Annotated in this window: 20 protein-coding genes; 15 read left to right on the top strand and 5 right to left on the bottom strand. The window is 59.8% G+C overall.

Annotated elements, in window-relative coordinates; all coding sequences use genetic code 11:
• Positions 1 to 72 precede the first annotated feature (72 nt).
• From ACYZUA_RS25135 to gap, 4 genes are all read right to left on the bottom strand, one after another.
• A complete protein-coding gene (locus tag ACYZUA_RS25135; RefSeq protein ID WP_461961036.1) occupies positions 73 to 1,038 on the bottom strand; it encodes a FecR family protein in 966 nt (321 codons plus the stop codon).
• Between the two features lie 124 nt (positions 1,039 to 1,162).
• A complete protein-coding gene (locus tag ACYZUA_RS25130) occupies positions 1,163 to 1,681 on the bottom strand; it encodes an RNA polymerase sigma factor (RefSeq protein ID WP_461961035.1) in 519 nt (172 codons plus the stop codon).
• A 90-nt stretch (positions 1,682 to 1,771) separates the two neighbouring features.
• On the bottom strand, positions 1,772 to 2,236 hold the full coding sequence (locus ACYZUA_RS25125) for a methylglyoxal synthase (protein WP_008155845.1): 465 nt from the start codon (positions 2,234 to 2,236) through the stop codon (positions 1,772 to 1,774).
• Positions 2,237 to 2,405: 169 nt separating this feature from the next.
• Positions 2,406 to 3,407, bottom strand: a complete 1,002-nt coding sequence (gap, locus tag ACYZUA_RS25120) for a type I glyceraldehyde-3-phosphate dehydrogenase (protein ID WP_461961034.1) — start codon at positions 3,405 to 3,407, stop codon at positions 2,406 to 2,408.
• A 221-nt stretch (positions 3,408 to 3,628) separates the two neighbouring features.
• On the opposite strand from gap, the gene edd reads away from it, so the two are divergent.
• The 11 genes from edd to ACYZUA_RS25065 all read left to right on the top strand — a co-directional run bounded on the left by edd (position 3,629) and on the right by ACYZUA_RS25065 (position 17,272).
• Positions 3,629 to 5,455 (top strand): phosphogluconate dehydratase, encoded by a 1,827-nt coding sequence (gene edd, locus ACYZUA_RS25115; protein WP_046049478.1) that lies wholly within the window; start codon positions 3,629 to 3,631, stop codon positions 5,453 to 5,455.
• Positions 5,452 to 6,402, top strand: coding sequence for a glucokinase (locus ACYZUA_RS25110; protein ID WP_461961033.1), 951 nt, complete (start codon positions 5,452 to 5,454; stop codon positions 6,400 to 6,402). The genes edd and ACYZUA_RS25110 overlap by 4 nt, the downstream gene beginning before the upstream one ends.
• Before the next feature lie 175 nt (positions 6,403 to 6,577).
• Complete coding sequence (locus ACYZUA_RS25105) at positions 6,578 to 7,309, top strand: response regulator transcription factor (RefSeq protein ID WP_309677640.1); 732 nt, start codon at positions 6,578 to 6,580, stop codon at positions 7,307 to 7,309.
• Positions 7,299 to 8,768, top strand: coding sequence for an ATP-binding protein (locus ACYZUA_RS25100; protein ID WP_461961032.1), 1,470 nt, complete (start codon positions 7,299 to 7,301; stop codon positions 8,766 to 8,768). The genes ACYZUA_RS25105 and ACYZUA_RS25100 overlap by 11 nt, the downstream gene beginning before the upstream one ends.
• A 226-nt stretch (positions 8,769 to 8,994) precedes the next feature.
• Positions 8,995 to 10,254, top strand: coding sequence for a D-mannose isomerase (locus ACYZUA_RS25095; protein WP_461961031.1), 1,260 nt, complete (start codon positions 8,995 to 8,997; stop codon positions 10,252 to 10,254).
• 117 nt (positions 10,255 to 10,371) lie between these two features.
• Positions 10,372 to 11,679 carry an ABC transporter substrate-binding protein gene (locus ACYZUA_RS25090; RefSeq protein WP_461961030.1) on the top strand — a complete coding sequence of 436 codons (1,308 nt, stop codon included), beginning with the start codon at positions 10,372 to 10,374 and terminating at the stop codon, positions 11,677 to 11,679.
• 158 nt (positions 11,680 to 11,837) lie between these two features.
• Positions 11,838 to 12,746, top strand: a complete 909-nt coding sequence (locus ACYZUA_RS25085; RefSeq protein WP_253550840.1) for a carbohydrate ABC transporter permease — start codon at positions 11,838 to 11,840, stop codon at positions 12,744 to 12,746.
• The gene (locus ACYZUA_RS25080) at positions 12,739 to 13,584 is read left to right on the top strand and encodes a carbohydrate ABC transporter permease (RefSeq protein WP_007902370.1); all 846 of its coding nucleotides are present in this window, start codon (positions 12,739 to 12,741) and stop codon (positions 13,582 to 13,584) included. Before ACYZUA_RS25085 ends, ACYZUA_RS25080 begins: the two co-directional genes overlap by 8 nt.
• A gap of 4 nt (positions 13,585 to 13,588) precedes the next feature.
• Positions 13,589 to 14,749, top strand: coding sequence for an ABC transporter ATP-binding protein (locus ACYZUA_RS25075; RefSeq protein WP_461961029.1), 1,161 nt, complete (start codon positions 13,589 to 13,591; stop codon positions 14,747 to 14,749).
• A gap of 205 nt (positions 14,750 to 14,954) precedes the next feature.
• The gene (locus ACYZUA_RS25070; protein ID WP_461961028.1) at positions 14,955 to 16,301 is read left to right on the top strand and encodes a carbohydrate porin; all 1,347 of its coding nucleotides are present in this window, start codon (positions 14,955 to 14,957) and stop codon (positions 16,299 to 16,301) included.
• Between the two features lie 116 nt (positions 16,302 to 16,417).
• A complete protein-coding gene (locus ACYZUA_RS25065) occupies positions 16,418 to 17,272 on the top strand; it encodes a D-hexose-6-phosphate mutarotase (RefSeq protein WP_461961027.1) in 855 nt (284 codons plus the stop codon).
• Positions 17,273 to 17,398: 126 nt separating this feature from the next.
• Here the strand turns inward: ACYZUA_RS25065 and ACYZUA_RS25060 are convergent, their stop codons facing one another.
• Positions 17,399 to 18,259 (bottom strand): MurR/RpiR family transcriptional regulator, encoded by an 861-nt coding sequence (locus ACYZUA_RS25060; RefSeq protein ID WP_177318169.1) that lies wholly within the window; start codon positions 18,257 to 18,259, stop codon positions 17,399 to 17,401.
• 242 nt (positions 18,260 to 18,501) lie between these two features.
• On the opposite strand from ACYZUA_RS25060, the gene zwf reads away from it, so the two are divergent.
• The 4 genes from zwf (at position 18,502) to ACYZUA_RS25040 (ending at position 22,337) form a co-directional block, all read left to right on the top strand.
• Entirely contained in the window at positions 18,502 to 19,971 is a 1,470-nt protein-coding gene (gene zwf, locus ACYZUA_RS25055) for a glucose-6-phosphate dehydrogenase (protein WP_461961026.1), read from the top strand.
• Positions 19,958 to 20,671: a 6-phosphogluconolactonase gene (gene pgl / locus ACYZUA_RS25050; protein WP_046049489.1), complete on the top strand. Its 714-nt coding sequence runs from the start codon at positions 19,958 to 19,960 to the stop codon at positions 20,669 to 20,671. The genes zwf and pgl overlap by 14 nt, the downstream gene beginning before the upstream one ends.
• 17 nt (positions 20,672 to 20,688) lie before the next feature.
• Positions 20,689 to 21,354 carry a bifunctional 4-hydroxy-2-oxoglutarate aldolase/2-dehydro-3-deoxy-phosphogluconate aldolase gene (locus ACYZUA_RS25045; RefSeq protein ID WP_008151112.1) on the top strand — a complete coding sequence of 222 codons (666 nt, stop codon included), beginning with the start codon at positions 20,689 to 20,691 and terminating at the stop codon, positions 21,352 to 21,354.
• Positions 21,355 to 21,611: 257 nt separating this feature from the next.
• Complete coding sequence (locus ACYZUA_RS25040; protein ID WP_461961025.1) at positions 21,612 to 22,337, top strand: intradiol ring-cleavage dioxygenase; 726 nt, start codon at positions 21,612 to 21,614, stop codon at positions 22,335 to 22,337.
• The last annotated feature ends 1 nt before the right edge of the window (position 22,338 follow it).

Below are 22,338 nucleotides of genomic sequence, written 5' to 3'. Positions count from 1 at the left end.
TAGATGCGAATCAATTGCATTGGCTATAACGAGACGTACGGGGGGTAGCTATCGAGTAAAAATAATTCTCATTTAGTTCAAAATCACCAGCGCCGGGAATTCCTGGAGCCGCGCCGAGGTGATGTGGGCCAGAGAACGGACCACGTCCAACGGCTGGTCGAGGCGGTAATTGCCGGTGACGGCGATGTCGGCCAACTGCTCGTTGTTGTTGATGATCCAGCCTGGGTAGTAACGACGCAGCTCTGCCAGCACCTGGCTTAGCGGGCAGTTTTCAAACACCAGGCGACCCTGGACCCACGCCAGGTCAGTCGCGGCATCGAGTTTGGCGGGGCGATCGAAACCGTTGGGGCCGATGCGAATGCTTTCTCCGGCGGACAAACGAATTCGCGCGTCATCGCGGGTTGCTCGCAAGTCGACATCCCCACGCTGCACCTGAACCTGTGCCACACCGTCCAGATAACGCACCGCAAACGCGGTGTTCCGAACGCTGGCCTTGACCGGCCCGGCGTCGATTTCCAGCGGCTGGCCGCGATTGGCCGCGACCTCGAAAAACGCCTCGCCCTGATACAAGCGGGCCACGCGCTGTTGATCATTGATGGTGCTGGAGAACGCCGAATTGGTATTGAGCAGGACCTTCGAGCCGTCCTCCAGTTGCAGGCGCTGGCGTTCACCGACCACGGTCAGGTGATCAGCCTGCAGGCGAATCGGCAGATTGCTGAAGCTGAACAAACCGAGGATCAGCACGGCGGCGGTGGCCAAGGGTTTCCAGTGCGGGCGCAGGCGCGACAGGACGGTCACTTTCGGCGGCCGGGCGGCCAGGCTTTGCGCGCATTGCACGACTTGCGGGCCCTCCCAGATCGCCTGAGCCTTGGCGAACGCCTCGGCATGCAACGGATGGACGGCCAGCCAGGCGTGAAACTGTCGGGTTTGTTCCTCGCTCGGACTGTCCAGCACGATCAGCCAGTCCAGGGCCTGTTCCATCGCGCTAGCTGGGTCCCGCGCCGGGGAGGGCGGAAGGGAACGGTGGATGTCCGTCACGGTGTTTCCTCGGCAGTGTCTTGGCACCGCTGTTTTTTTAGTGAAGCTTGAAAGTGGGGCAAGGGTAGCAAAGCCCGATAGTCAGTGCAGGTCATCCTCATACATAGAGAATTAACCTACAGATTCAGTCGCCGTTTAACCGTTCGGCCACGCCGATGCAGATCGCCATGATCAATTTCAGCTCCTTTTGCACGGTGCTCAATGACACGCCAAGCTTCTCGGCGATCTCCAGATAGCTGTGCCCGTGCAGACGACTGAGGATGAAAATCTGCTGCTGACGGGCGCTGAGTTCATTGAGGCTCACGTTCAAGCGCTCGAGCAATTGTTCGGCATGGGCGGCGTCCTCGGCACTGCTGGCAGGGGCGGCGATGCTTTCCACCACGTCCAGCGGCACGTCGTCGAGCATCGTGCGGGACTGGATGCGCCGCGCACGCAAATGGTCCAGCGCCAGGTTGCGGGCGGTCTGGAAAACGAACGGTTCAAGGTGATCGACGGCCCGTTCACTGAGCGCCCGGGTCACTCGCAGGTAGGTCTCCTGCAGGAGGTCTTCGGCGGTGCTGTGATTGTTGACCATCCGCTCCAACGTGCGCAGCAGAGAGACTCGCTGGGCGATGAAGACGTGATTGAAGCGAGATTGACTCACGGGAGGACCTGATCCATTTCGAGCGAATGATAATGCTTATCATCCGCTCGAGTGGTCAAGTATTGATTTGTGAAGCTGATTTTCGAAGGGCTAGGCGCGGCCCAGCAGATAGGTCGCGTAATCGGGGATCCGATGTTCGTGTGCCTGTTCCATCATCGGGCTGCTGAGCAGGTAGTCGGCGCTGCATTCGTTGCAGGCGACGGGAATGTTCCAGACCGCCGCGACGCGCAACAACGCCTTGATGTCCGGGTCGTGGGGCTGTGGTTCGAACGGGTCCCAGAAGAACACCAGCATGTCGACCCGCTGCTCGGCGATGCGCGCACCGAGTTGCTGGTCGCCACCCAACGGACCGCTGATCATGCTCTCCACCGGCAAATCCAGGCGTTGTTGCAACAACAACCCGGTGGTGCCGGTGGCGACCAGTTCATGCTGTGCGAGCCTGTCTTTCTGCCGCTCGGCCCAGTCCAGCAAAAACACCTTGCAGTGGTCATGGGCGACCAAGGCAATACGCTTGCGCGCTGCCATGGTCTTTTGCGTGAAGCTGATACCGATCATGGTTTATTCCACAGGCGATTTTCGAGGCTGATTCTGAGGGCGTCATCGCCTGTAGGAGCGAGGCTTGCCCGCGAACCAAGCGGCGCGATGTATCTGTTAGACCGCGTCATCGTTCTTCGCCGGCAAGCCTGGCTCCTACAGAGTCGGGTACGGCGCAACAGGCACAGAGTTATTCAGCGTTGCACAGCGCCAGGCAGTTATCGAGCATGCGGTTGGAGAAGCCCCATTCGTTGTCGTACCAGGCCAGCACCTTGAGCAGCTTGCCGCTGGACTTGGTGTGGTTGGCGTCAAAGATCGACGACAGCGGGTTGTGGTTGAAGTCGCTGGAGACCAGCGGCAGGGTGTTGTAACCGAGAATCTTCGAGTGCTGGCTGGCTTCTCTCAGCAGCGCGTTCACTTCATCGGCCGACGCTTCGCGCTTGAGTTGCACGGTCAGGTCCACCAGCGACACATTGATCACCGGCACACGCACCGACATGCCGGTCAGTTTGCCCGCCAGTTCCGGCAGCACCAGACCGACTGCTTCAGCCGCGCCGGTTTTGCTCGGGATCATGTTCTGGGTGGCCGAACGCGCACGATACGGATCGACATGATAGACGTCGGTCAGGTGCTGATCGTTGGTGTAGGCGTGAATAGTGGTCATCAGACCGCTTTCGATCCCCAGCTCGCGGTGCAACACCTGGGCCACCGGGGCCAGGCAGTTGGTGGTGCACGACGCATTGGAAATAATCTGGTGCGATTGGCGCAGAATGTCGTGGTTAACGCCATACACCACCGTGGCGTCGGCGCCTTTGGCCGGGGCCGAGATGATCACTTTGCGTGCGCCGGCCGTAATATGCGCGGCGGCTTTGGCGCGGTCGGTGAACAAACCGGTGCATTCGAATACGACGTCGATCTGCTCGGCAGCCCACGGCAACTCGGCCGGGTTGCGAATGGCGCTGACAGAAATACGGTCACCGTTGACGGTCAGGGTTTCCAGATCGTGCTGGACATCGGCATCGAACGTGCCGTGAACAGTGTCGTACTTGAGCAGGTGAGCGTTCATCGCGCTGTCGCCCAGGTCATTGATGGCAACGATCTGCAGATCCTGGCGATACCCTTGGGTATACAGTGCGCGCAGGACGTTACGGCCAATTCGGCCAAAACCATTGATTGCGATTCGAAGAGTCATTTAACAGGGCCGCCATCGTTTTGTTGTTGGAATTACAAGATTATTCGCATAAAAATAGAAAACAAGCCTTTTTAATGGCAATATTTTGTTCAATCTACAACGAGTGACCTGAATCAACTGGTCCGACCGATCAAGAAAACCGTCTGTCATCCCATCGACAACGGCTTTTGATCAGCATAGACAATCAGGGTCGCCACATCCGTTAGCCTGGAGTTCTAAACATGCATCCCCGCGTCCTTGAGGTCACCGAACGGCTTATCGCCCGTAGCCGCGCCACGCGTGAGGCTTACCTTGCACTGATTCGTGGTGCTGCCAGCGACGGTCCCATGCGCGGCAAGCTGCAATGCGCCAACTTCGCCCACGGCGTGGCCGGTTGCGGCACCGACGACAAGAACAGTCTGCGGATGATGAACTCCGCGAACATTGCGATTGTTTCGTCCTATAACGACATGCTCTCGGCGCACCAGCCGTACGAAGTCTTTCCTGAACAGATCAAAAAAGCCCTGCGCGAAATCGGCTCCGTCGGTCAGTTCGCCGGCGGCACCCCCGCCATGTGCGATGGCGTGACCCAAGGCGAACCGGGCATGGAACTGAGCCTGCCGAGCCGCGAAGTGATTGCGCTGTCCACCGCTGTGGCGCTGTCCCACAACATGTTCGACGGCGCGCTGATGCTCGGCATCTGCGACAAAATCGTGCCGGGCCTGATGATGGGCGCACTGCGTTTCGGTCATCTGCCGACGATCTTCGTGCCGGGCGGGCCGATGGTTTCGGGCATTTCCAACAAGCAGAAAGCCGACGTGCGCCAGCGCTATGCCGAAGGCAAGGCCAGCCGCGAAGAGCTGCTGGAATCGGAGATGAAGTCCTACCACAGCCCGGGTACTTGCACCTTTTACGGCACCGCCAACACTAACCAACTGCTGATGGAAGTCATGGGCCTGCACTTGCCGGGCGCCTCGTTCGTCAACCCGAACACCCCGTTGCGTGATGCCCTGACCCGCGAAGCAGCGCATCAAGTCACGCGTCTGACCAAACAGAGTGGCGACTTCATGCCGATCGGCGAAATCGTCGACGAGCGTTCGCTGGTCAACTCCATCGTGGCCCTGCACGCCACCGGCGGCTCGACCAACCACACCTTGCACATGCCAGCGATCGCCATGGCGGCAGGCATTCAACTGACCTGGCAGGACATGGCCGACCTCTCCGAGGTGGTGCCGACCCTGAGCCACGTCTACCCGAACGGCAAAGCCGACATCAACCACTTCCAGGCGGCGGGCGGCATGTCGTTCCTGATCCGCGAACTGCTGGAAGCCGGGCTGCTGCACGAAAACGTCAACACGGTGCTGGGCCACGGCCTGAGCCGCTACACCATGGAACCGTTCCTCGAAAACGGCGAACTGGTCTGGCGCGAAGGCCCGATCGAAAGCCTCGACGAAACCATCCTGCGTCCGGTGGCGCGTGCGTTCTCGCCAGAGGGCGGCTTGCGGGTGATGGAAGGCAACCTCGGCCGCGGTGTCATGAAAGTGTCCGCCGTTGCTTTGGAAAACCAGGTCGTCGAAGCACCAGCCATGGTGTTCCAGGATCAACAGGACTTGGCTGATGCGTTCAAGGCCGGTTTGCTTGAGAAGGATTTCGTCGCCGTGATGCGCTTCCAGGGCCCGCGTTCCAACGGCATGCCGGAGCTGCACAAGATGACGCCGTTCCTCGGGGTTCTGCAGGATCGCGGTTTCAAAGTGGCGCTGGTCACCGACGGGCGCATGTCCGGTGCGTCGGGGAAAATCCCGGCGGCGATTCACGTCAGCCCCGAAGCGTATGTGGGCGGCGCTTTGGCGCGGGTGCAAGAGGGCGATATCATCCGCGTCGATGGCGTCAAAGGCACTCTGGAGCTTAAGGTGGACGCCGACGAATTCGCAGCGCGCGAACCTGCCAAAGGCCTTTTGGGCAATAACATTGGCAGCGGGCGCGAACTGTTTGGTTTCATGCGCATGGCCTTCAGCTCCGCAGAGCAGGGCGCCAGCGCCTTTACTTCTGCCCTGGAGACGCTTAATTGAAACTGGCTTTGGTCGGTGACATCGGTGGGACCAACGCACGTTTTGCGTTGTGGAAAAACCAGCAGCTGGAATCGGTCCAGGTGCTGGCGACGGCCGATCACGCCAGCCCGGAAGAGGCGATTGCCCTCTTCCTGAGCGGGCTTGGCCTGGCGCCGGGTTCGATCGGTTCGGTGTGCCTGTCGGTGGCCGGCCCGGTGAGCGGCGATGAATTCAAGTTCACCAACAATCACTGGCGACTCAGCCGCAAGGGTTTCTGCCAGACCTTGCAGGTGGATCAACTGTTGCTGGTCAACGACTTCTCGGCAATGGCGCTGGGCATGACCCGTTTGCAGCCGGACGAGTTTCGGGTGGTCTGCGAAGGCACGCCGGAACCGTTGCGGCCGGCGGTGGTGATCGGCCCGGGGACTGGCCTCGGTGTCGGCACGTTGCTGGATCTGGGCGAAGGTCGTTTCGCCGCGTTGCCGGGGGAGGGCGGTCACGTCGATTTGCCGTTGAGCAGTCCGCGAGAAACTCAGTTGTGGCAGCACATCTTCAATGAGATCGGCCATGTCAGCGCTGAAACAGCGTTGAGCGGCAGCGGTTTGCCGCGGGTCTATCGGGCGATTTGTGCGGTGGACGGTCATGAACCGGTGCTGGATTCCCCCGAGTCGATTACCGCTGCCGGTCTGGCCGGCGATCCGATTGCCCTGGAAGTACTGGAGCAGTTCTGCTGCTGGCTGGGGCGTGTGGCCGGCAACAACGTGCTGACCACCGGTGCGCGTGGTGGTGTGTACATCGTCGGCGGGGTGATTCCGCGGTTTGCCGATTTCTTCATCGAAAGCGGTTTCGCCCGGTGCTTTGCCGACAAGGGCTGCATGAGCGATTACTTCAAAGGCATCCCGGTGTGGCTGGTGACGGCGCCGTATTCCGGCCTGGTTGGCGCGGGTGTGGCGCTGGATCAGGCCTGAGACCGAGTCGCCTTCATCGCGAGCAAGCTTTGCTCCTACAGATTTTCGGTGTTCACGTGACCGCCGCCATCCTGTAGGAGCCGAGCTTGCTCGCGATGGGGCCATGACAGACAGCATAGATTTACGCACGATCAGGCATAATCCGCCCAATTCAAACAACAAGGATGCCGCCCCTGTGAGCTCAGTCAACAGGTCGATTTTGTTGGTCGATGACGATCAAGAGATACGCGAGTTGCTGGACACCTACCTGACCCGCGCCGGTTTTCAGGTTCGTACCACGCCCGACGGTGCAGGCTTTCGTCAGGCGATGAACGAGGCGCCGAGCGATCTGGTGATCCTCGACGTAATGCTGCCGGACGAAGACGGCTTCAGCCTCTGCCGCTGGATCCGTCAGCACCCGCGTCAGGCTCAGGTGCCGATCATCATGCTCACGGCCAGCTCCGACGAGGCCGACCGCGTCATCGGTCTGGAATTGGGCGCCGACGATTACCTTGGCAAACCCTTCAGCCCGCGTGAGTTGCAGGCGCGTATCAAAGCCCTGTTGCGTCGCGCGCAGTTCGGTCAGGAACGTTCCGGCAGTGAAGTGCTGGCCTTCGATGACTGGCGGCTGGACATGGTCAGCCATCGCCTGTTCCACATCGACGGCGAAGAAGTGATTCTCTCCGGCGCCGATTTCGCGCTGCTGAAACTGTTCCTCGATCACCCTCAGGAAATTCTCGACCGCGACACCATCGGCAACGCCACCCGTGGTCGTGATTTGATGCCGCTGGATCGTATCGTCGACATGGCCGTCAGCCGTTTGCGCCAGCGCCTGCGCGACACCGAAAAACCACCGCGGCTGATCCGTACCGTGCGCGGCAGCGGCTACCAACTGGCCGCCAATGTGGTTGCCAGCAATGGCCACTGAGTTTTTCCGCAAGCTCGCGGCACGGATTCCCGTGCCACGTTCGCTGCTCGGTCGGATGTTGCTGCTGACGCTGTTGGCGGTGCTGTTCGCCCAGACGCTGTCGAGCGTGATCTGGGTCTCGCAACTGCGCGCCACGCAGCTTGAAGGCCTGGTCACCAGCGCCCGTAGCCTCGCTCATTCGATGACGGCCAGCGTCAGTTACTTCCGCTCTCTGCCGGTCGCGTTTCGGCCATTGGTACTCGACCAGTTGCGCAGCATGGGCGGCACCCGTTTTGTGGTGACGCTCAATGACAAACCCTTGGGCATGGAAGTGCTGCCGATCACCCCACGCAAGCAAGCCGTGCTCAAAGCAGTGGACGAAGTGCTGCGCCAGTCTCTGGGCCAGGACACGGATATCTCGGTGACATTCGTCAGCCCCGAAGACCTGCGGATCTTCAACGGCGGCCTGAAACTCGATGAATTGCCACGCTCCTGGGCGCACTACGCGTTGACCCTGGAGCCGGTGAACCCGCCGGTATTGGTCACGCAAATCCAGATGGCGCCGGGCGAGTGGCTGTACATCGCCTCGCTGTTGCCCGAGCCCTACACCAGTCTTGAAGAACAAGGCCTGCCGGCGCAGCAGGTCTGGTTCATCGTGCTCACCAGCGGTTTTTTGCTGTTGTTCATCGGCCTGCTGGTGCACTGGCAGAGCCGGCCACTCAAGCGCTTGGCGCGGGCAGCACGGGACATGTCCCTCGGCGCGGAAGTCGAGCCAGTGGCGGAGGGCGGTGGCAGTGAAGTGGTTGAGGTCGGCCGCGCCTTCAATGCAATGCGCGAACGCATCAGCCGTTACCTGACCGAGCGCAGCCAGTTGTTCAGCGCGATTTCCCATGACCTGCGCACGCCGATTACCCGCTTGCGGTTGCGGGTTGAATTGCTCGAAGACGAAACGCTGCAAGCCAAGTTCGGCCGTGATCTGGATGAGCTGGAGCTGCTGGTCAAAGGCGCGCTGCAATGCGTGAAAGACACTGACATCCATGAAAACATCGAACCGGTGGACCTCAATCACGTGCTTGATTGTCTGGTGGAGCCGTATCTGGCGCCCAACGGCAATGGTCGCGTTACTCAGCAAGGGCGTGCGCTGGCGGCGTATCCGGGGAAGCCGCTGGCGCTCAAGCGTTGCATCGGCAACCTGATCGACAATGCTCTGAAGTATGGGCAGAAAGCGCATTTGCACATTGATGACGACCAGAGTGCGTTCATCCTGCATGTGGACGATGAAGGGCCGGGTGTGCCGGAACAGCGGATGGAACAGGTATTCGAACCGCACTTCCGCCTGGCCGGGCAGCAGCAGGGTTATGGGTTGGGGTTGGGGATTGCGCGCAATATTGCGCATAGCCATGGGGGGGAGGTCAGCCTGCAGAATTTGCGTGAGGGTGGGTTGCGGGTGACGTTGCAGCTGCCTCGTAGTGTTGATTAGTTAGACCGCGTCGCGCCCATCGCGAGCAGGCTCGCTCCCACATTGGATTTGTGTACGACGCATCTCCCCTGTGGGAGCGAGCCTGCTCGCGATGGCGTCAGACCATTCAACGCATTCCTCAGGCTGAGTGTCACAAAGCGGTGACATAACTCGCCCCCTTCGTTACAAGCCCGCCACTGCCCGTTGTTTAGACTGCCCCCAGTCATAACAACAAAAAAGGCACCCCATGGACACCTTCCAACCCGCTTTCAGCAGTTGGCTGAACGCCCCCGCCCATCAGCAATGGCTCGCCAACGAAGGACTGCGCCTGCTGGCGTTTGCCAAGGCTTCAAAGCTTGCCGAAGGTTTCGGCAATCTTGATGAAAAGGGCTGCCTGCCGGCCAGCGCCCAAGCCGAAACCATGAACACCGCGCGCATGACCCACAGCTTCGCCATGGCCCACATTCAGGGCTTGCCGGGTTTCGCCGAGCTGGTGGATCACGGCATCAAAGCCCTCAGCGGCCCATTGCGTGACGCCGAACACGGCGGCTGGTTCGCTGCCCCCGAACATCGCGACGGCAACACCGACAAAGCCGCTTACCTGCACGCCTTCGTCGCGCTAGCCGCCAGTTCTGCGGTCGTCGCTCAGCGTCCCGGCGCGCAGGCCTTGCTCGACGATGCGATCCACATCATCGACGTGCATTTCTGGTGCGAGGAGGAGGGCGCGATGCGTGAATCCTTCAACCGCGACTGGAGCGTCGAGGAAGCCTATCGCGGCGCCAACAGCAACATGCACGCCACCGAAGCCTTTCTCGCGTTGGCCGATGTCACCGAAGAGAACCGCTGGCTGTGCCGCGCCCAGCGCATTGTCGAGCGCGTGATCCACGGTCACGCCGCCGCCAACGATTACCTGGTGGTCGAGCATTTCGACCGCGACTGGCAACCCTTGCGCGAATACAACCATGCCAACCCGGCCGATGGTTTTCGCCCCTACGGCACCACGCCGGGCCACGGTTTCGAATGGGCCCGGTTGATGCTGCATCTCGAAGCGGCGCGGGTTAAGGCCGGGATGCTGACGCCGGGCTGGCTCGCCAGCGACGCGCAGAAACTCTTCGACCACAACTGCCGTCACGGCTGGGATGTCGACGGGGCGCCGGGGATTGTCTACACCCTTGATTGGGATAATCGCGCCGTGGTTCGCCATCGTCTGCACTGGACCCATTGCGAAGCCAGCGCCGCCGCCAGTGCGCTGCTTAAACGCACAGGCGATGCGCAATACGAAAGCTGGTACCGACTATTTTGGGAATTCTGCGACAGCCATTTCATCGACCGCGAAAGCGGCGGCTGGCGCCACGAACTCGATCCGCAGAACCGCCCGAGCGCCGATATCTGGGCTGGTAAGCCTGATCTTTATCACGCCTGGCAAGCCGTATTGATCCCGCGATTGCCTCTGGCGCCGAGCATGGCAACTGCCCTGGCACAGTTATCCCAGAGCGCTCCTGTGTAACCATGTGGTGACATTCGAACGTCCCTTCGTTACCTGCGAGGGGATCACTCCTGTTTAAAATCCTATGCAGCGCAAGCACCAGACTTGCATGCATAACAACAAGAAAGGTACTACTAGATGAATGCGATCTCTCGCCTCGCTACTGTCATTTCTCTCGCCTCACTGCTTCCCCTGTCTGCATTCCCGCTGAGTACGCTTGCCGCCGATTCCAAAGGTTCGGTGGAAGTCGTTCACTGGTGGACCTCTGGTGGTGAAAAGGCCGCGGTCGATGTCCTGAAGGCTCAAGTCGAAAAAGACGGCTTCACCTGGAAGGACGGCGCAGTCGCCGGTGGCGGCGGTTCCACTGCCATGACCGTACTCAAAAGCCGCGCCGTCGCCGGTAACCCGCCGGGCGTTGCACAGATCAAAGGTCCGGACATCCAGGAGTGGGGCAGCACTGGCCTGCTCAGCACCGATACCCTGAAAGACGTTGCCAAGTCCGAAGGCTGGGATGGCCTGCTGTCGAAGAAAGTCTCCGACACCGTCAAGTACGAAGGTGACTACGTCGCCGTGCCGGTGAACATTCACCGCGTCAACTGGCTGTGGATCAACCCGGAAGTCTTCAAGAAAGCCGGGATCGAAAAAGCCCCTACAACCCTCGAAGAATTCTATGCCGCCGGCGACAAGCTGAAAGCCGCAGGCTTCATCGCGCTTGCCCACGGTGGCCAGCCTTGGCAGGACAGCACCGTGTTTGAAGACGTGGTGCTCTCGGTCATGGGCGCTGACGGTTACAAGAAAGCCCTGGTAGACCTGGATCAGAAAACCCTCTCGGGCGCCGAGATGACCAAGTCGTTCACCGAGCTTAAAAAACTCACCGGCTACATGGACCCGAACCGCGCCGGGCGTGACTGGAACATCGCGGCCGCCGACGTCATCAATGGCAAGGCCGGCATGCAGATGATGGGCGACTGGGCCAAGAGCGAATGGACCGCTGCCAAGAAAGTAGCGGGCAAGGACTACCAGTGCGTGCCGTTCCCGGGCACCGAAAAAGCCTTCACCTACAACATCGATTCCCTGGCCGTGTTCAAGCTCAAGGCTGATCGCAAAGGCGACATCGCCGCTCAGCAAGACCTGGCCAAGGTCGCTCTGGGTAAAGACTTCCAGAAAGTCTTCAGCATCAACAAAGGCTCGATCCCGGTGCGTACCGACATGCTTAACGACATGAGCGGTCTGGGCTTCGATTCCTGCGCTCAAGCGGCTGCCAAGGATTTCCTTGCAGACGAGAAGACTGGCGGCCTGCAACCGAGCATGGCGCACAACATGGCCACTTCCCTGGCCGTGCAGGGCGCGATCTTCGATGTGGTGACCAACTTCATGAACGACAAGAACGCTGACCCGGCCAAGGCCAGCGCCCAACTGGCATCGGCCGTCAAAGCCGCCCAGTAATTCCAGACATCGAGTGACCCTGTAGGAGCAAGGCTTGCCCGCGATAGCTGACTGACATTCAACACAGATGTCGTCTGTTACACCGCTATCGCGAGCAAGCTCGGCTCCTACAAGGGATCGCCGTGCCGATTCCATTTCTCTTCACCTGGATTATCCCGATGAGCTCTGTGGCGGTTTTCAGCAAAGCCTCACCGTTCGACGCACTGCAGCGCTGGCTCCCCAAACTGGTTTTGGCGCCAAGCATGCTGATCGTCCTGGTTGGTTTTTACGGTTACATCCTCTGGACATTCGTTCTGTCCTTCACCAATTCCAGCTTCATGCCGAGCTACAAATGGGTCGGTCTGCAGCAATACATCCGTCTGATGGACAACGATCGCTGGTGGGTCGCGAGCAAAAACCTCGCGGTCTTCGGCGGCATGTTCATCGGCATCAGCCTGGTGCTCGGCGTGTTCCTCGCGGTGCTGCTGGATCAGCGCATTCGCAAGGAAGGCTTCATCCGCACCGTTTACCTGTACCCGATGGCGCTCTCGATGATCGTCACCGGTACCGCGTGGAAATGGCTGCTCAACCCAGGTCTGGGCCTGGACAAAATGCTGCGTGACTGGGGCTGGGAAGGCTTCCGTCTCGACTGGCTGGTGGATCAGGATCGCGTGGTCTATTGCCTGGTGATCGCCGCCGTATGGCAAGCCTCCGGGTTTGTGATGGCGATGTTCCTGGCCGGCCTTCGCGGTGTTGATCAATCGATCATCCGTGCCGCGCAAGTCGACGGTGCGAGCCTGCCGACCATCTACCTGAAGATCGTATTGCCGAGCCTGCGCCCGGTGTTCTTCAGCGCCTTCATGATCCTCGCGCACATCGCGATCAAGAGCTTCGACCTGGTGGCGGCAATGACCGCTGGCGGTCCGGGCTACTCGTCCGACCTGCCGGCGATGTTCATGTATTCCTTCACCTTCAGCCGTGGCCAGATGGGCATTGGTTCGGCGAGCGCCATGATGATGCTCGGCGCGATCCTGGCGATTCTGGTGCCGTACCTGTACTCCGAATTGCGAGGCAAACGCCATGAGTAATCAACTCGGAAAACCGGCGATCAGTTTCAGTCGCATCGCGATCTACGCAACTTTGTTGCTGGCCGCCGCGATCTACCTGATCCCGCTGGTGGTGATGCTGCTGACCAGTTTCAAATCGCCGGAAGACATCCGCACCGGCAACCTGCTGAGCTGGCCGCAAGTGATTGACGGCATCGGCTGGATCAAGGCCTGGGACAGTGTCGGCAGCTACTTCTGGAACTCGGTGAAAATCACCGTGCCGGCGGTACTGATCTCTACGTTCATCGGTGCCATGAACGGCTATGTGCTGTCGATGTGGCGCTTCCGGGGTTCGCAGCTGTTCTTCGGTCTGCTGCTGTTCGGCTGCTTTCTGCCGTTCCAGACCGTGCTGCTGCCAGCCTCGTTCACTCTCGGCAAGATCGGTTTGGCCAACACCACCACTGGTTTGGTGCTGGTGCACGTGGTCTACGGCCTGGCGTTCACCACGCTGTTCTTCCGCAACTACTACGTGAGCATTCCGGATGCGCTGGTCAAGGCTGCACGGCTTGATGGCGCGGGCTTCTTCACGATTTTCTGGAAGATCCTGCTGCCGATGTCGATCCCGATCGTGATGGTCTGCCTGATCTGGCAGTTCACCCAGATCTGGAATGACTTCCTGTTCGGCGTGGTCTTCGCCAGTGGCGATGCCCAGCCGATTACCGTGGCCCTGAACAACCTGGTCAACACCAGCACCGGGGCCAAGGAATACAACGTTGATATGGCCGCCGCGATGATCGCCGGGCTGCCGACACTGCTGGTCTACATATTCGCTGGCAAGTATTTCCTGCGTGGGCTGACGTCCGGCGCGGTCAAGGGGTAGAACAATGGCAACTCTCGAATTACGCAACGTCAACAAGACCTACGGCGCCGGTTTGCCGGACACCCTGAAAAACATCGAACTGAAGATCGATGACGGTGAGTTCCTGATCTTGGTCGGTCCTTCGGGCTGCGGTAAATCCACGCTGATGAACTGCATCGCCGGTCTGGAAAACATCAGTGGCGGCGCCATCCTGGTGGACGACGCCGACATCAGCGGCATGAGCCCGAAAGATCGCGACATCGCCATGGTGTTCCAGTCCTACGCGCTGTACCCGACGATGAGCGTGCGCGACAACATCGCATTCGGCCTGAAGATTCGCAAAATGCCGGCCGCCGAAATCGACGAAGAAGTCGCTCGCGTGGCCAAGCTGTTGCAGATCGAACATTTGCTCAGCCGCAAACCCGGCCAGCTCTCCGGTGGTCAGCAACAGCGCGTGGCGATGGGCCGTGCCCTGGCGCGGCGGCCGAAGATTTACCTGTTCGACGAGCCGCTGTCCAACCTCGACGCCAAGCTGCGCGTCGAGATGCGCACCGAAATGAAACTGATGCACCAGCGCCTGAAAACCACCACGGTCTACGTGACTCACGACCAGATCGAAGCCATGACCCTGGGCGACAAAGTGGCGGTGATGAAGGACGGGATCATTCAGCAATTCGGCACGCCGAAAGACATCTACAACAACCCGGCCAACCTGTTCGTCGCGAGCTTCATCGGTTCGCCGCCGATGAACTTCATCCCCCTGCGTTTGCAGCGCAAGGACGGTCGTCTGGTGGCGCTGCTTGATAGTGGCCAGGCGCGCTGCGAATTGCCATTGGGCATGCAGGACGCCGGTCTTGAAGACCGCGAAGTGATCCTCGGCATGCGCCCGGAGCAGATCGTTTTGGCGGGCAGCGAGCCGAACGGTTTGCCGATCATTCGCGCCGAAGTCCAGGTCACCGAACCGACCGGTCCCGACACCCTGGTGTTCGTCAATCTCAACGAAACCAAAGTTTGCTGCCGTCTGGCGCCGGACGTTGCACCGGCCGTGGGCGAGACCCTGACCCTGCAATTCGATCCATCGAAAGTGCTGTTGTTCGATGCCAAGACCGGTGAGCGCCTGGGGGTGGCCGGTCAGTCTAAAACCGAGACTCACAGTGCCAACGTAGCTCAGTTCAAAGGCCGCTGAAGAACAAAGTGTGGGAGCGGGCTTTTGTGGCGAGGGGATTTAGCGAAACGTCGCACCGCCCCGTTGGACTGCGCAGCAGTCCCATTCTTTGGGGGTACTTCGTACCCCAACGGGGATAAATCCCCTCGCCACAAAGCTCGCTTCCGTAGGGGATGTCACCGCGTTAAATAAAAACAGTTAATAACAATAAAACGAGGATGTAGGGATGAAGAAGAACAACAACGCTCAGCTTATCTGTCAGTTGTCAGCCGTTGCGGCAATGATGCTGGCCGGTAGCGTGCACGCGGCTGACGCGTTCAGCGCCGATTCCGAATGGATGACCGGTGATTGGGGTGGCGAGCGGACCAGGCTGATCGAGCAGGGTATCGACATCAAGATGGACTACGTCGGTGAAGTGGGCGCCAACCTCCACGGCGGGTTTAATGATGACAAGACTGCGCGTTACGCCGACCAGTTTGGTCTGGGCGTGGCGCTGGACCTGCAAAAACTGTGGGGTTGGGATAACACCCAGGCCAAGATCCAGCTCACCAACCGTAACGGTGAGAACATCTCCAATGACCGTGTCGGCGACCCGCGTGCCGGCACTTTGAGTTCGTCCCAGGAAGTCTACGGTCGTGGCCATATGGTCCGTCTGACCCAATTGTGGATCAAGCACCAGTTCCTCGACGGCAAACTGGACGTCAAGGCCGGTTACTTCGGCGAAGGCGAGGACTTCAACACCTTCCCGTGCGAGTTCCAGAACCTGGCGTTCTGCGGTTCCCAAGCGGGTAACTGGGCCACCAACATCTGGTACAACTGGCCGGTCATGCAGGCTGCGGTCCGCGTGAAGTACAACATCTCGCCTGAGTTCTATGCGCAGATCGGTGCGTACAACCAGAACCCGTCGCAACTGGAGCACGGTAACGGCTTCAAGCTCAGCGGCAGTGGTACCAAGGGTACGGTCTTGCCAGTCGAACTGGTCTGGTTGCCGAACCCTGGCAACCTGCCGGGCGAATACCGTGTCGGTTACTACAAAAGCACGGCCAACGCCGATGACGTCCGCAAGGATGCCGACGGCAATGATGCTGCAACCAGCGGTAACGCCTATCGCAGCCACGATAGCAAGCACGGTTACTGGTTTGTGGCGCAGCAGCAACTCACCACCCATAACGGTGACGCGTCCCGCGGTCTGAACATCGCAGCCAACGCCACTTTCCACGACAAGGACACCAACTTCGTCGACAACTACCAGTCGCTGATGTTTGTGTACAAGGGCCCGTTCGATGCACGTCCAAAAGATGACATGGGCATCGGTTTCGCCCGTATCCATGTCAACGATGACGTGAAGAAAAACGCCGAGCTGGTCAACGCCTCCAATGGTGTCACCGAGTACGAGGATCCACTGTTCTCGCCGCTTCGTAGCACCGAGTACAACTACGAGATCAACTACGGCTTCCACGTTACCAACTGGCTGACCGTGCGTCCTAACCTGCAATACATCACTCACCCGGGTGGTGTTGATGAAGTCGACAACGCACTGGTCGCTGGCCTGAAAATTCAGTCGGTGTTCTAACGTTGTTGCGATAAGCTCCTCTCTATGTGCGCATTTTTGCGGACAGCCCAGGCTGTCCGCTTTTTTTTGGGGGGCGGCGCACCCCGGGTGACAGTTGATTTTCAGGACCGTGGCACATGCATGAGCATCCGCTACAACGCTTCTTCAAATCCTTGCGCGAGCGTCCGGTGTTTGCGTGGGAGCGCTATCAGAAGCGCGACGTGCTGGTGATCGACCATCCGCTGTGTCAGGCGGTGTTCAGTCGGCAGGGTGCGCAGTTGCTGCACTTTCAGCCAAAGGGTCAGAAACCCTGGCTCTGGTGCGCGGCGAAGTGGCCGCAGGTCGGCGCGATTCGTGGCGGCGTTCCGGTGTGCTGGCCGTGGTATGGCCGTCATCCGAGCGAAAACGCGTGGCCGTCCCATGGCTGGGCACGGCTGATCGACTGGAAGCTGCTGGACAGCAGCAGTGACGACGATGGCGTGCGCTTGCACTGGCAACTCCAGTTGTGCGACTGGCAAGTGGACTTGCGCGCGCACTTGGGCGAACGCATGGATTTACGCCTGAGCACCGAGCATCAGGACAGCCTGCCGTGCCAATTGAGTCAGGCATTGCATGCGTATTGGCGTATTGGCGACGTCGGTGAGATAGCGCTGTCTGGGCTCGACGGGGCGCAGGGTTACGACCAGTTGAACCGGCAGATTTGTCATCAGGAAGGCGAATTGCGGGTAGAGGGTGGCTGTCAGCGGGTGTTCCAGCATGACGGCGAATTACAGATCAAGGACCACGCCTGGCAGCGCGAGTTGTGCATCGATACCGGTGACCACGCGGACACGGTGGTCTGGCATCCGGGCTCACGGCCGTTGCTGGGGGTGAGCTGGAACGAGATATCGGAGTTTGTGTGTGTGGAAGCCGCGAGTGGCGGGAACGATAGCCTGAGCCTGGCGCCGGGGGAGAGGGCGCATTTGAGCTTGCAGGCGCGGGTGGGGATCTAAACCTGGATTTAGCAGTGCTGCGGCTGCCGCCATCGCGAGCAGGCTCGCTCCCACAGGGGTATGCATTCCAAATGTGGGAGCGAGCCTGCTCGCGATGGCGGCGGAACAGCCAATAGTGCTGTCGACCTAGTTGAACTCATCCCCAATCGGATACCGACTGGCATTCAGGCTTTCCTTGATCTTGCGCAAATGCGGCTGGAAATCCACGCCTCGGCGCAAGGTCATGCCGGTAGCGAGCACGTCCAGCACGGTCAGCTGAATGATCCGCGACGTCATCGGCATATAGATGTCGGTGTCTTCCGGCAGCGGAATGTTCAGGCTCAACGTGCTGGCCTTGGCCAGTGGCGAACCCTCGGCCGTCAGGCCCAGTACCGAAGCACCGTTTTCCCGGGCAATACGCGCCACTTCCACCAGTTCGCGGGTACGGCCGGTGTAGGAAATGATCACGAATAACTCGCCGGTGTGCGCCACCGACGCAATCATGCGCTGCATCAGCACGTCGGCATGGGCGGTGACCGCCAGGTTGAAGCGGAAGAACTTGTGCTGCGCATCCAGCGCCACCGGGGCCGAGGCGCCGAGGCCGAAGAAGTGGATCTGCCGGGCCTGGATCAGCAAGTCGACGGCGCGGCTGATCAGGTTCGGGTCAAGCGCCTGCAACGCGCTGTCCAAAGAGGCGATGGCGCTGCCGAAAATCTTTTTGGTATACGCTTCCGGATTGTCGTCAGCCTCGACCGCACGACTGACATACGCCGCGCCGCTGGCCAGGCTCTGGGCCAATTGAAGCTTGAGTTCCGGGTAGCCGCTGACGCCGAACGAGCGGCAGAAACGGTTGACCGTCGGCTCGCTGACCTTTGAGGCCTGGGCGAGTGCCGCGATGCTGAACCGGGTGGCCTGCTGTGGGTTGAGCAGGATCACTTCGGCGACTTTGCGTTCTGCCTTGTTCAGGTCTTCGAGGCGATTCTGGATCTGTTCCAGTAAATTTCGCACGCGGTCCATATGGTTTCCTTGGTTCGCCTACAAGAGTGCTCTGCGATGCAAACAAGCGTGTTGCTATGCAAATTGGGCCTTTGATGCGGCCCCAAGCGGTGGCCTATCCTACTGATGGCTCCGACCGTCCACCACTCGGAATCTGTTTTTTGCGAAAATGTTGTGGTTATTACTACATTTTCCCTTGAGTGATGCCTTGAAAAAAGGTATTTGTAGCTTAACTTGATAAAAGAACAAACATCATGCCTTCGATTACGGTTGAACCGTGCACCTTTGCCTTGTTCGGCGCCCTCGGCGATCTGGCCCTGCGCAAGCTGTTTCCTGCCCTTTATCAGCTCGATGGCGCAGGCCTCTTGCACGAGGACACGCGAATTATCGCGCTGGCCCGTGAGCCTGGCAGCGAGCAGCAGCATTTGGCGTTCATCGCCTCCGAGCTGCGCCGCTACGTCGTCGCCAAAGAGCTGGACGAAGCCGTGGTCGAACGCTTCCTGGCCCGCCTGAGTTACCTGCACGTCGACTTCCTCAAGGCTGACGATTACGTCGCCCTGGCCGAATTGGCCGGCAGCGCCCAGCGGGTGATTGCCTACTTCGCGACACCGGCCGCCGTTTACGGCGCGATCTGCGAGAACCTGTCGAAGGTCGGCCTGACCGAAAACACCCGCGTGGTGCTGGAAAAACCCATCGGTTCGGACCTCGAATCCTCGCGCAAGGTGAACGACGCCGTGGCGCAGTTCTTCCCGGAGAACCGCACCTACCGCATCGATCACTATCTGGGCAAAGAAACCGTCCAGAACCTGATCGCCCTGCGTTTCGCCAACAGCCTGTTCGAAACCCAGTGGAACCAGAATTATATCTCCCACGTGGAAATCACCGTGGCCGAGAAAGTCGGGATCGAAGGTCGCTGGGGTTACTTCGACAAGGCCGGCCAGCTGCGGGACATGATCCAGAATCACCTGCTGCAACTGCTCTGCCTGATCGCCATGGACCCGCCGGCCGACCTGTCCGCCGACAGCATCCGTGACGAGAAAGTCAAAGTGCTCAAGGCACTGGCACCGATCAGCCCGGAAGGCCTGACCACTCAGGTGGTGCGCGGTCAGTACATCGCCGGTTACAGCGAAGGCAAATCGGTTCCCGGTTACCTGGAAGAGCCGAACTCCAACACCCAGAGCGACACCGAAACCTTCGTTGCGCTGCGTGCCGATATCCGCAACTGGCGTTGGGCCGGCGTGCCGTTTTACCTGCGTACCGGCAAGCGCATGCCGCAGAAGCTGTCGCAGATCGTCATCCACTTCAAGGAACCGTCCCACTACATCTTCGCTCCCGAGCAGCGCTTGCAGATCAGCAACAAGCTGATTATCCGCCTGCAACCGGACGAAGGCATTTCCTTGCGCGTGATGACCAAAGAACAAGGCCTGGACAAGGGCATGCAGCTGCGCAGCGGTCCGTTGCAGCTGAATTTTTCCGACACTTATCGCAGCGCACGGATCCCCGATGCCTACGAGCGGTTGTTGCTGGAAGTGATGCGCGGCAATCAGAACCTGTTTGTCCGTAAAGATGAAATCGAAGCCGCGTGGAAGTGGTGTGACCAGTTGATCGCCGGGTGGAAAAAATCCGGTGATGCGCCCAAGCCGTACGCGGCCGGGTCGTGGGGGCCGATGAGCTCCATTGCATTGATCACGCGGGATGGGAGGTCGTGGTATGGCGATATCTGAATTGAAACTGCCACAGGGCGTCAGCGCCCATGCGTTCAAAAGCCCGGTGCTGCTGGCCGAAGGCTTGGCGCTGAATGTGGCCAAGCAACTGAGTGACGCGATCGACGCGCGCGGCACCGCGACCTTGGTGGTTTCCGGTGGACGCAGCCCGGTGGCGTTTTTCCAGCACCTCGCCAAGCAGACCTTGGACTGGTCCAAGGTTGTCGTCACCCTGGCCGACGAGCGCTGGGTACCGGTTGAACACGCTGACAGCAATGCCGGTCTGCTCAAGCGTTACCTGTTGCAAGGCCCGGCGGCCAAGGCTCAGTTCCTGAGTCTGTACAGCGCGACTGCCAACCTTGAGCTGGCGGCCGAACAGGCCGATCGCTTGCTCGCGGAATTGCCGCCAATCGACGTGCTGATACTCGGCATGGGCGACGACGGTCACACCGCCTCGCTGTTCCCCAACAGCCCGAACCTGAGCGATGCCTTGAAAGCCGACGGCACACGTCGCTGCTACCCGATGCTGGCGCCGACCGTGCCGCATCAGCGCCTGACCATGAGCCGCGCGCTGCTGGCCTCGGCCAAAACCACCGTTCTGTCGATTTCCGGTCAGTCCAAACTGACCACTCTGAGTGCCGCATTGGCCGGTGACGATGTCGCCGCCATGCCGATTCGCGCGTTTCTGCAACCTACGTTAGAGATTTACTGGTGCCCATGAGCCAAGGAACAGCCGCTATGACAACCCCATCCCCGACCGTTTCCATGGCGGACAAAGTTGCCCTGATCGACAGCCTCTGCGCGAAGGCGCGGATCTTGCCGGTGATCACCATCGCTCGCGAGCAGGACATCCTGCCGCTGGCCGACGCCCTCGCGGCCGGTGGCCTGACCGCCCTGGAAGTGACCTTGCGTTCACAGTTCGGCCTCAAGGCTATCCAGATTCTGCGCGAGCAACGCCCGGAACTGGTGACCGGTGCCGGTACTGTGCTGGATCGCAACATGCTGGCGGCTGCCGAAGCGGCCGGTTCGCAGTTCATCGTCACGCCGGGCATCACCCGTGACCTGCTCGAAGCCAGCGTCAACAGCCCGATTCCGCTGTTGCCAGGCATCAGCAACGCCTCCGGCATCATGGAAGGCTATGGCCTGGGATATCGCCGCTTCAAGCTGTTCCCGGCGGAAGTCAGCGGCGGCGTCGCGGCTATCAAAGCCCTCGGCGGCCCGTTCGGCGAAGTGAAATTCTGCCCGACTGGCGGCGTCAGCCCGGCCAACATCAAGAGCTACATGGCGTTGAAAAACGTGATGTGCGTGGGCGGTAGCTGGATGCTTGATCCCGAGTGGATCAAGAACGGCGACTGGGCCCGCATTCAGGAATGCACCGCCGAGGCATTGGCGCTGCTGGACTGATCGGCTTTTACCAAACACTTCGTTGTGTGTTCTACGGCTTTACGGTGCGCTTGGTCGGTGCACCGTTTTTTTTGCCTGCAAAAAACTGTAGGAGCATGGCTTGCCCGCGATGAACGATGACGCGGAGTATCTGTTAAACCGCATCGTCGCCATCGCGGGCAAGCCATGCTCCTACAGAAACGATGCGATACATAGTTACCGCATCTCGCTGCTCGTCCAGCGTTAACCTGCGTTCTTCTTATGGAAGAGAGAACGTCATGGACGACAACACTCCGGTTTCACCCGCATCAGCGGTGTATCTGCTTTCACCCGAACAGATCGCCGGTCCTTATTTTCGAAATCCGAAATTGATCAGAAAAAACATCAGCGAAGGCATGGATGGCATCCCCTTGGTGCTGAGGCTGACGATCGTCGATGCCATGACCGGTCAACCGGTGACTGACGCGTTAGTGGATATCTGGCACTGCAACGCGCGCGGTGCGTATTCCGGTTGGAGCAAGGTCAATCCGGACAAGGAAGTCGACGTTGATGACATCGGTTCGATCCCGCGCACTGACGACGACACTTACCTGCGAGGCGGGCAATTTACGGACAATAACGGCATCGTGCGGTTTACCACGATCTATCCGGGATTCTACGCCGGCCGTGCCCTGCACATTCACGTCGTGGTACGCATTATGGAAGGCAACAACTACCTGGAAGAGCGGCATGTTGCCTGGGTCGGTCAGCTCTACTTTCCCGAGGTGGCCTCGCGCTCGGTACTCAACGCCAGGGAGTACCGCGGTCGAGCCGTTTCGCCGCTGACCAACGATCAAGACTTTTTCTATGAAAACATGGGCGGCGAAGCTTCGACCTTGAACGTTCACACCCTGAGTCGAGACTCGAATAAAGACGGCTACTTCGGGCACACGACCATCGGCATCGACACATTCGCGGTATCGACGCAGATCAAGCCCGAGGACTTCGACAAACACACCGTGTGAC

The sequence above is a fragment of the Pseudomonas sp. LS2P72 genome (assembly GCF_054897865.1).
This window is presented reverse-complemented; position numbering and strand designations above follow the sequence as displayed.

Excerpts from the sequence above, each read along its gene's own strand:
- ACYZUA_RS25125 (WP_008155845.1), bottom strand. The coding sequence starts at position 2,236 with ATGATCGGTATCAGCTTCACGCAAAAGACCATGGCAGCGCGCAAGCGT.
- gap (WP_461961034.1), bottom strand. The coding sequence starts at position 3,407 with ATGACTCTTCGAATCGCAATCAATGGTTTTGGCCGAATTGGCCGTAAC.
- edd (WP_046049478.1), top strand. The coding sequence starts at position 3,629 with ATGCATCCCCGCGTCCTTGAGGTCACCGAACGGCTTATCGCCCGTAGC.
- ACYZUA_RS25100 (WP_461961032.1), top strand. The coding sequence starts at position 7,299 with ATGGCCACTGAGTTTTTCCGCAAGCTCGCGGCACGGATTCCCGTGCCA.
- ACYZUA_RS25095 (WP_461961031.1), top strand. The coding sequence starts at position 8,995 with ATGGACACCTTCCAACCCGCTTTCAGCAGTTGGCTGAACGCCCCCGCC.
- ACYZUA_RS25090 (WP_461961030.1), top strand. The coding sequence starts at position 10,372 with ATGAATGCGATCTCTCGCCTCGCTACTGTCATTTCTCTCGCCTCACTG.
- ACYZUA_RS25085 (WP_253550840.1), top strand. The coding sequence starts at position 11,838 with ATGAGCTCTGTGGCGGTTTTCAGCAAAGCCTCACCGTTCGACGCACTG.
- ACYZUA_RS25080 (WP_007902370.1), top strand. The coding sequence starts at position 12,739 with ATGAGTAATCAACTCGGAAAACCGGCGATCAGTTTCAGTCGCATCGCG.
- ACYZUA_RS25075 (WP_461961029.1), top strand. The coding sequence starts at position 13,589 with ATGGCAACTCTCGAATTACGCAACGTCAACAAGACCTACGGCGCCGGT.
- ACYZUA_RS25070 (WP_461961028.1), top strand. The coding sequence starts at position 14,955 with ATGAAGAAGAACAACAACGCTCAGCTTATCTGTCAGTTGTCAGCCGTT.
- ACYZUA_RS25065 (WP_461961027.1), top strand. The coding sequence starts at position 16,418 with ATGCATGAGCATCCGCTACAACGCTTCTTCAAATCCTTGCGCGAGCGT.
- zwf (WP_461961026.1), top strand. The coding sequence starts at position 18,502 with ATGCCTTCGATTACGGTTGAACCGTGCACCTTTGCCTTGTTCGGCGCC.
- pgl (WP_046049489.1), top strand. The coding sequence starts at position 19,958 with ATGGCGATATCTGAATTGAAACTGCCACAGGGCGTCAGCGCCCATGCG.
- ACYZUA_RS25045 (WP_008151112.1), top strand. The coding sequence starts at position 20,689 with ATGACAACCCCATCCCCGACCGTTTCCATGGCGGACAAAGTTGCCCTG.
- ACYZUA_RS25040 (WP_461961025.1), top strand. The coding sequence starts at position 21,612 with ATGGACGACAACACTCCGGTTTCACCCGCATCAGCGGTGTATCTGCTT.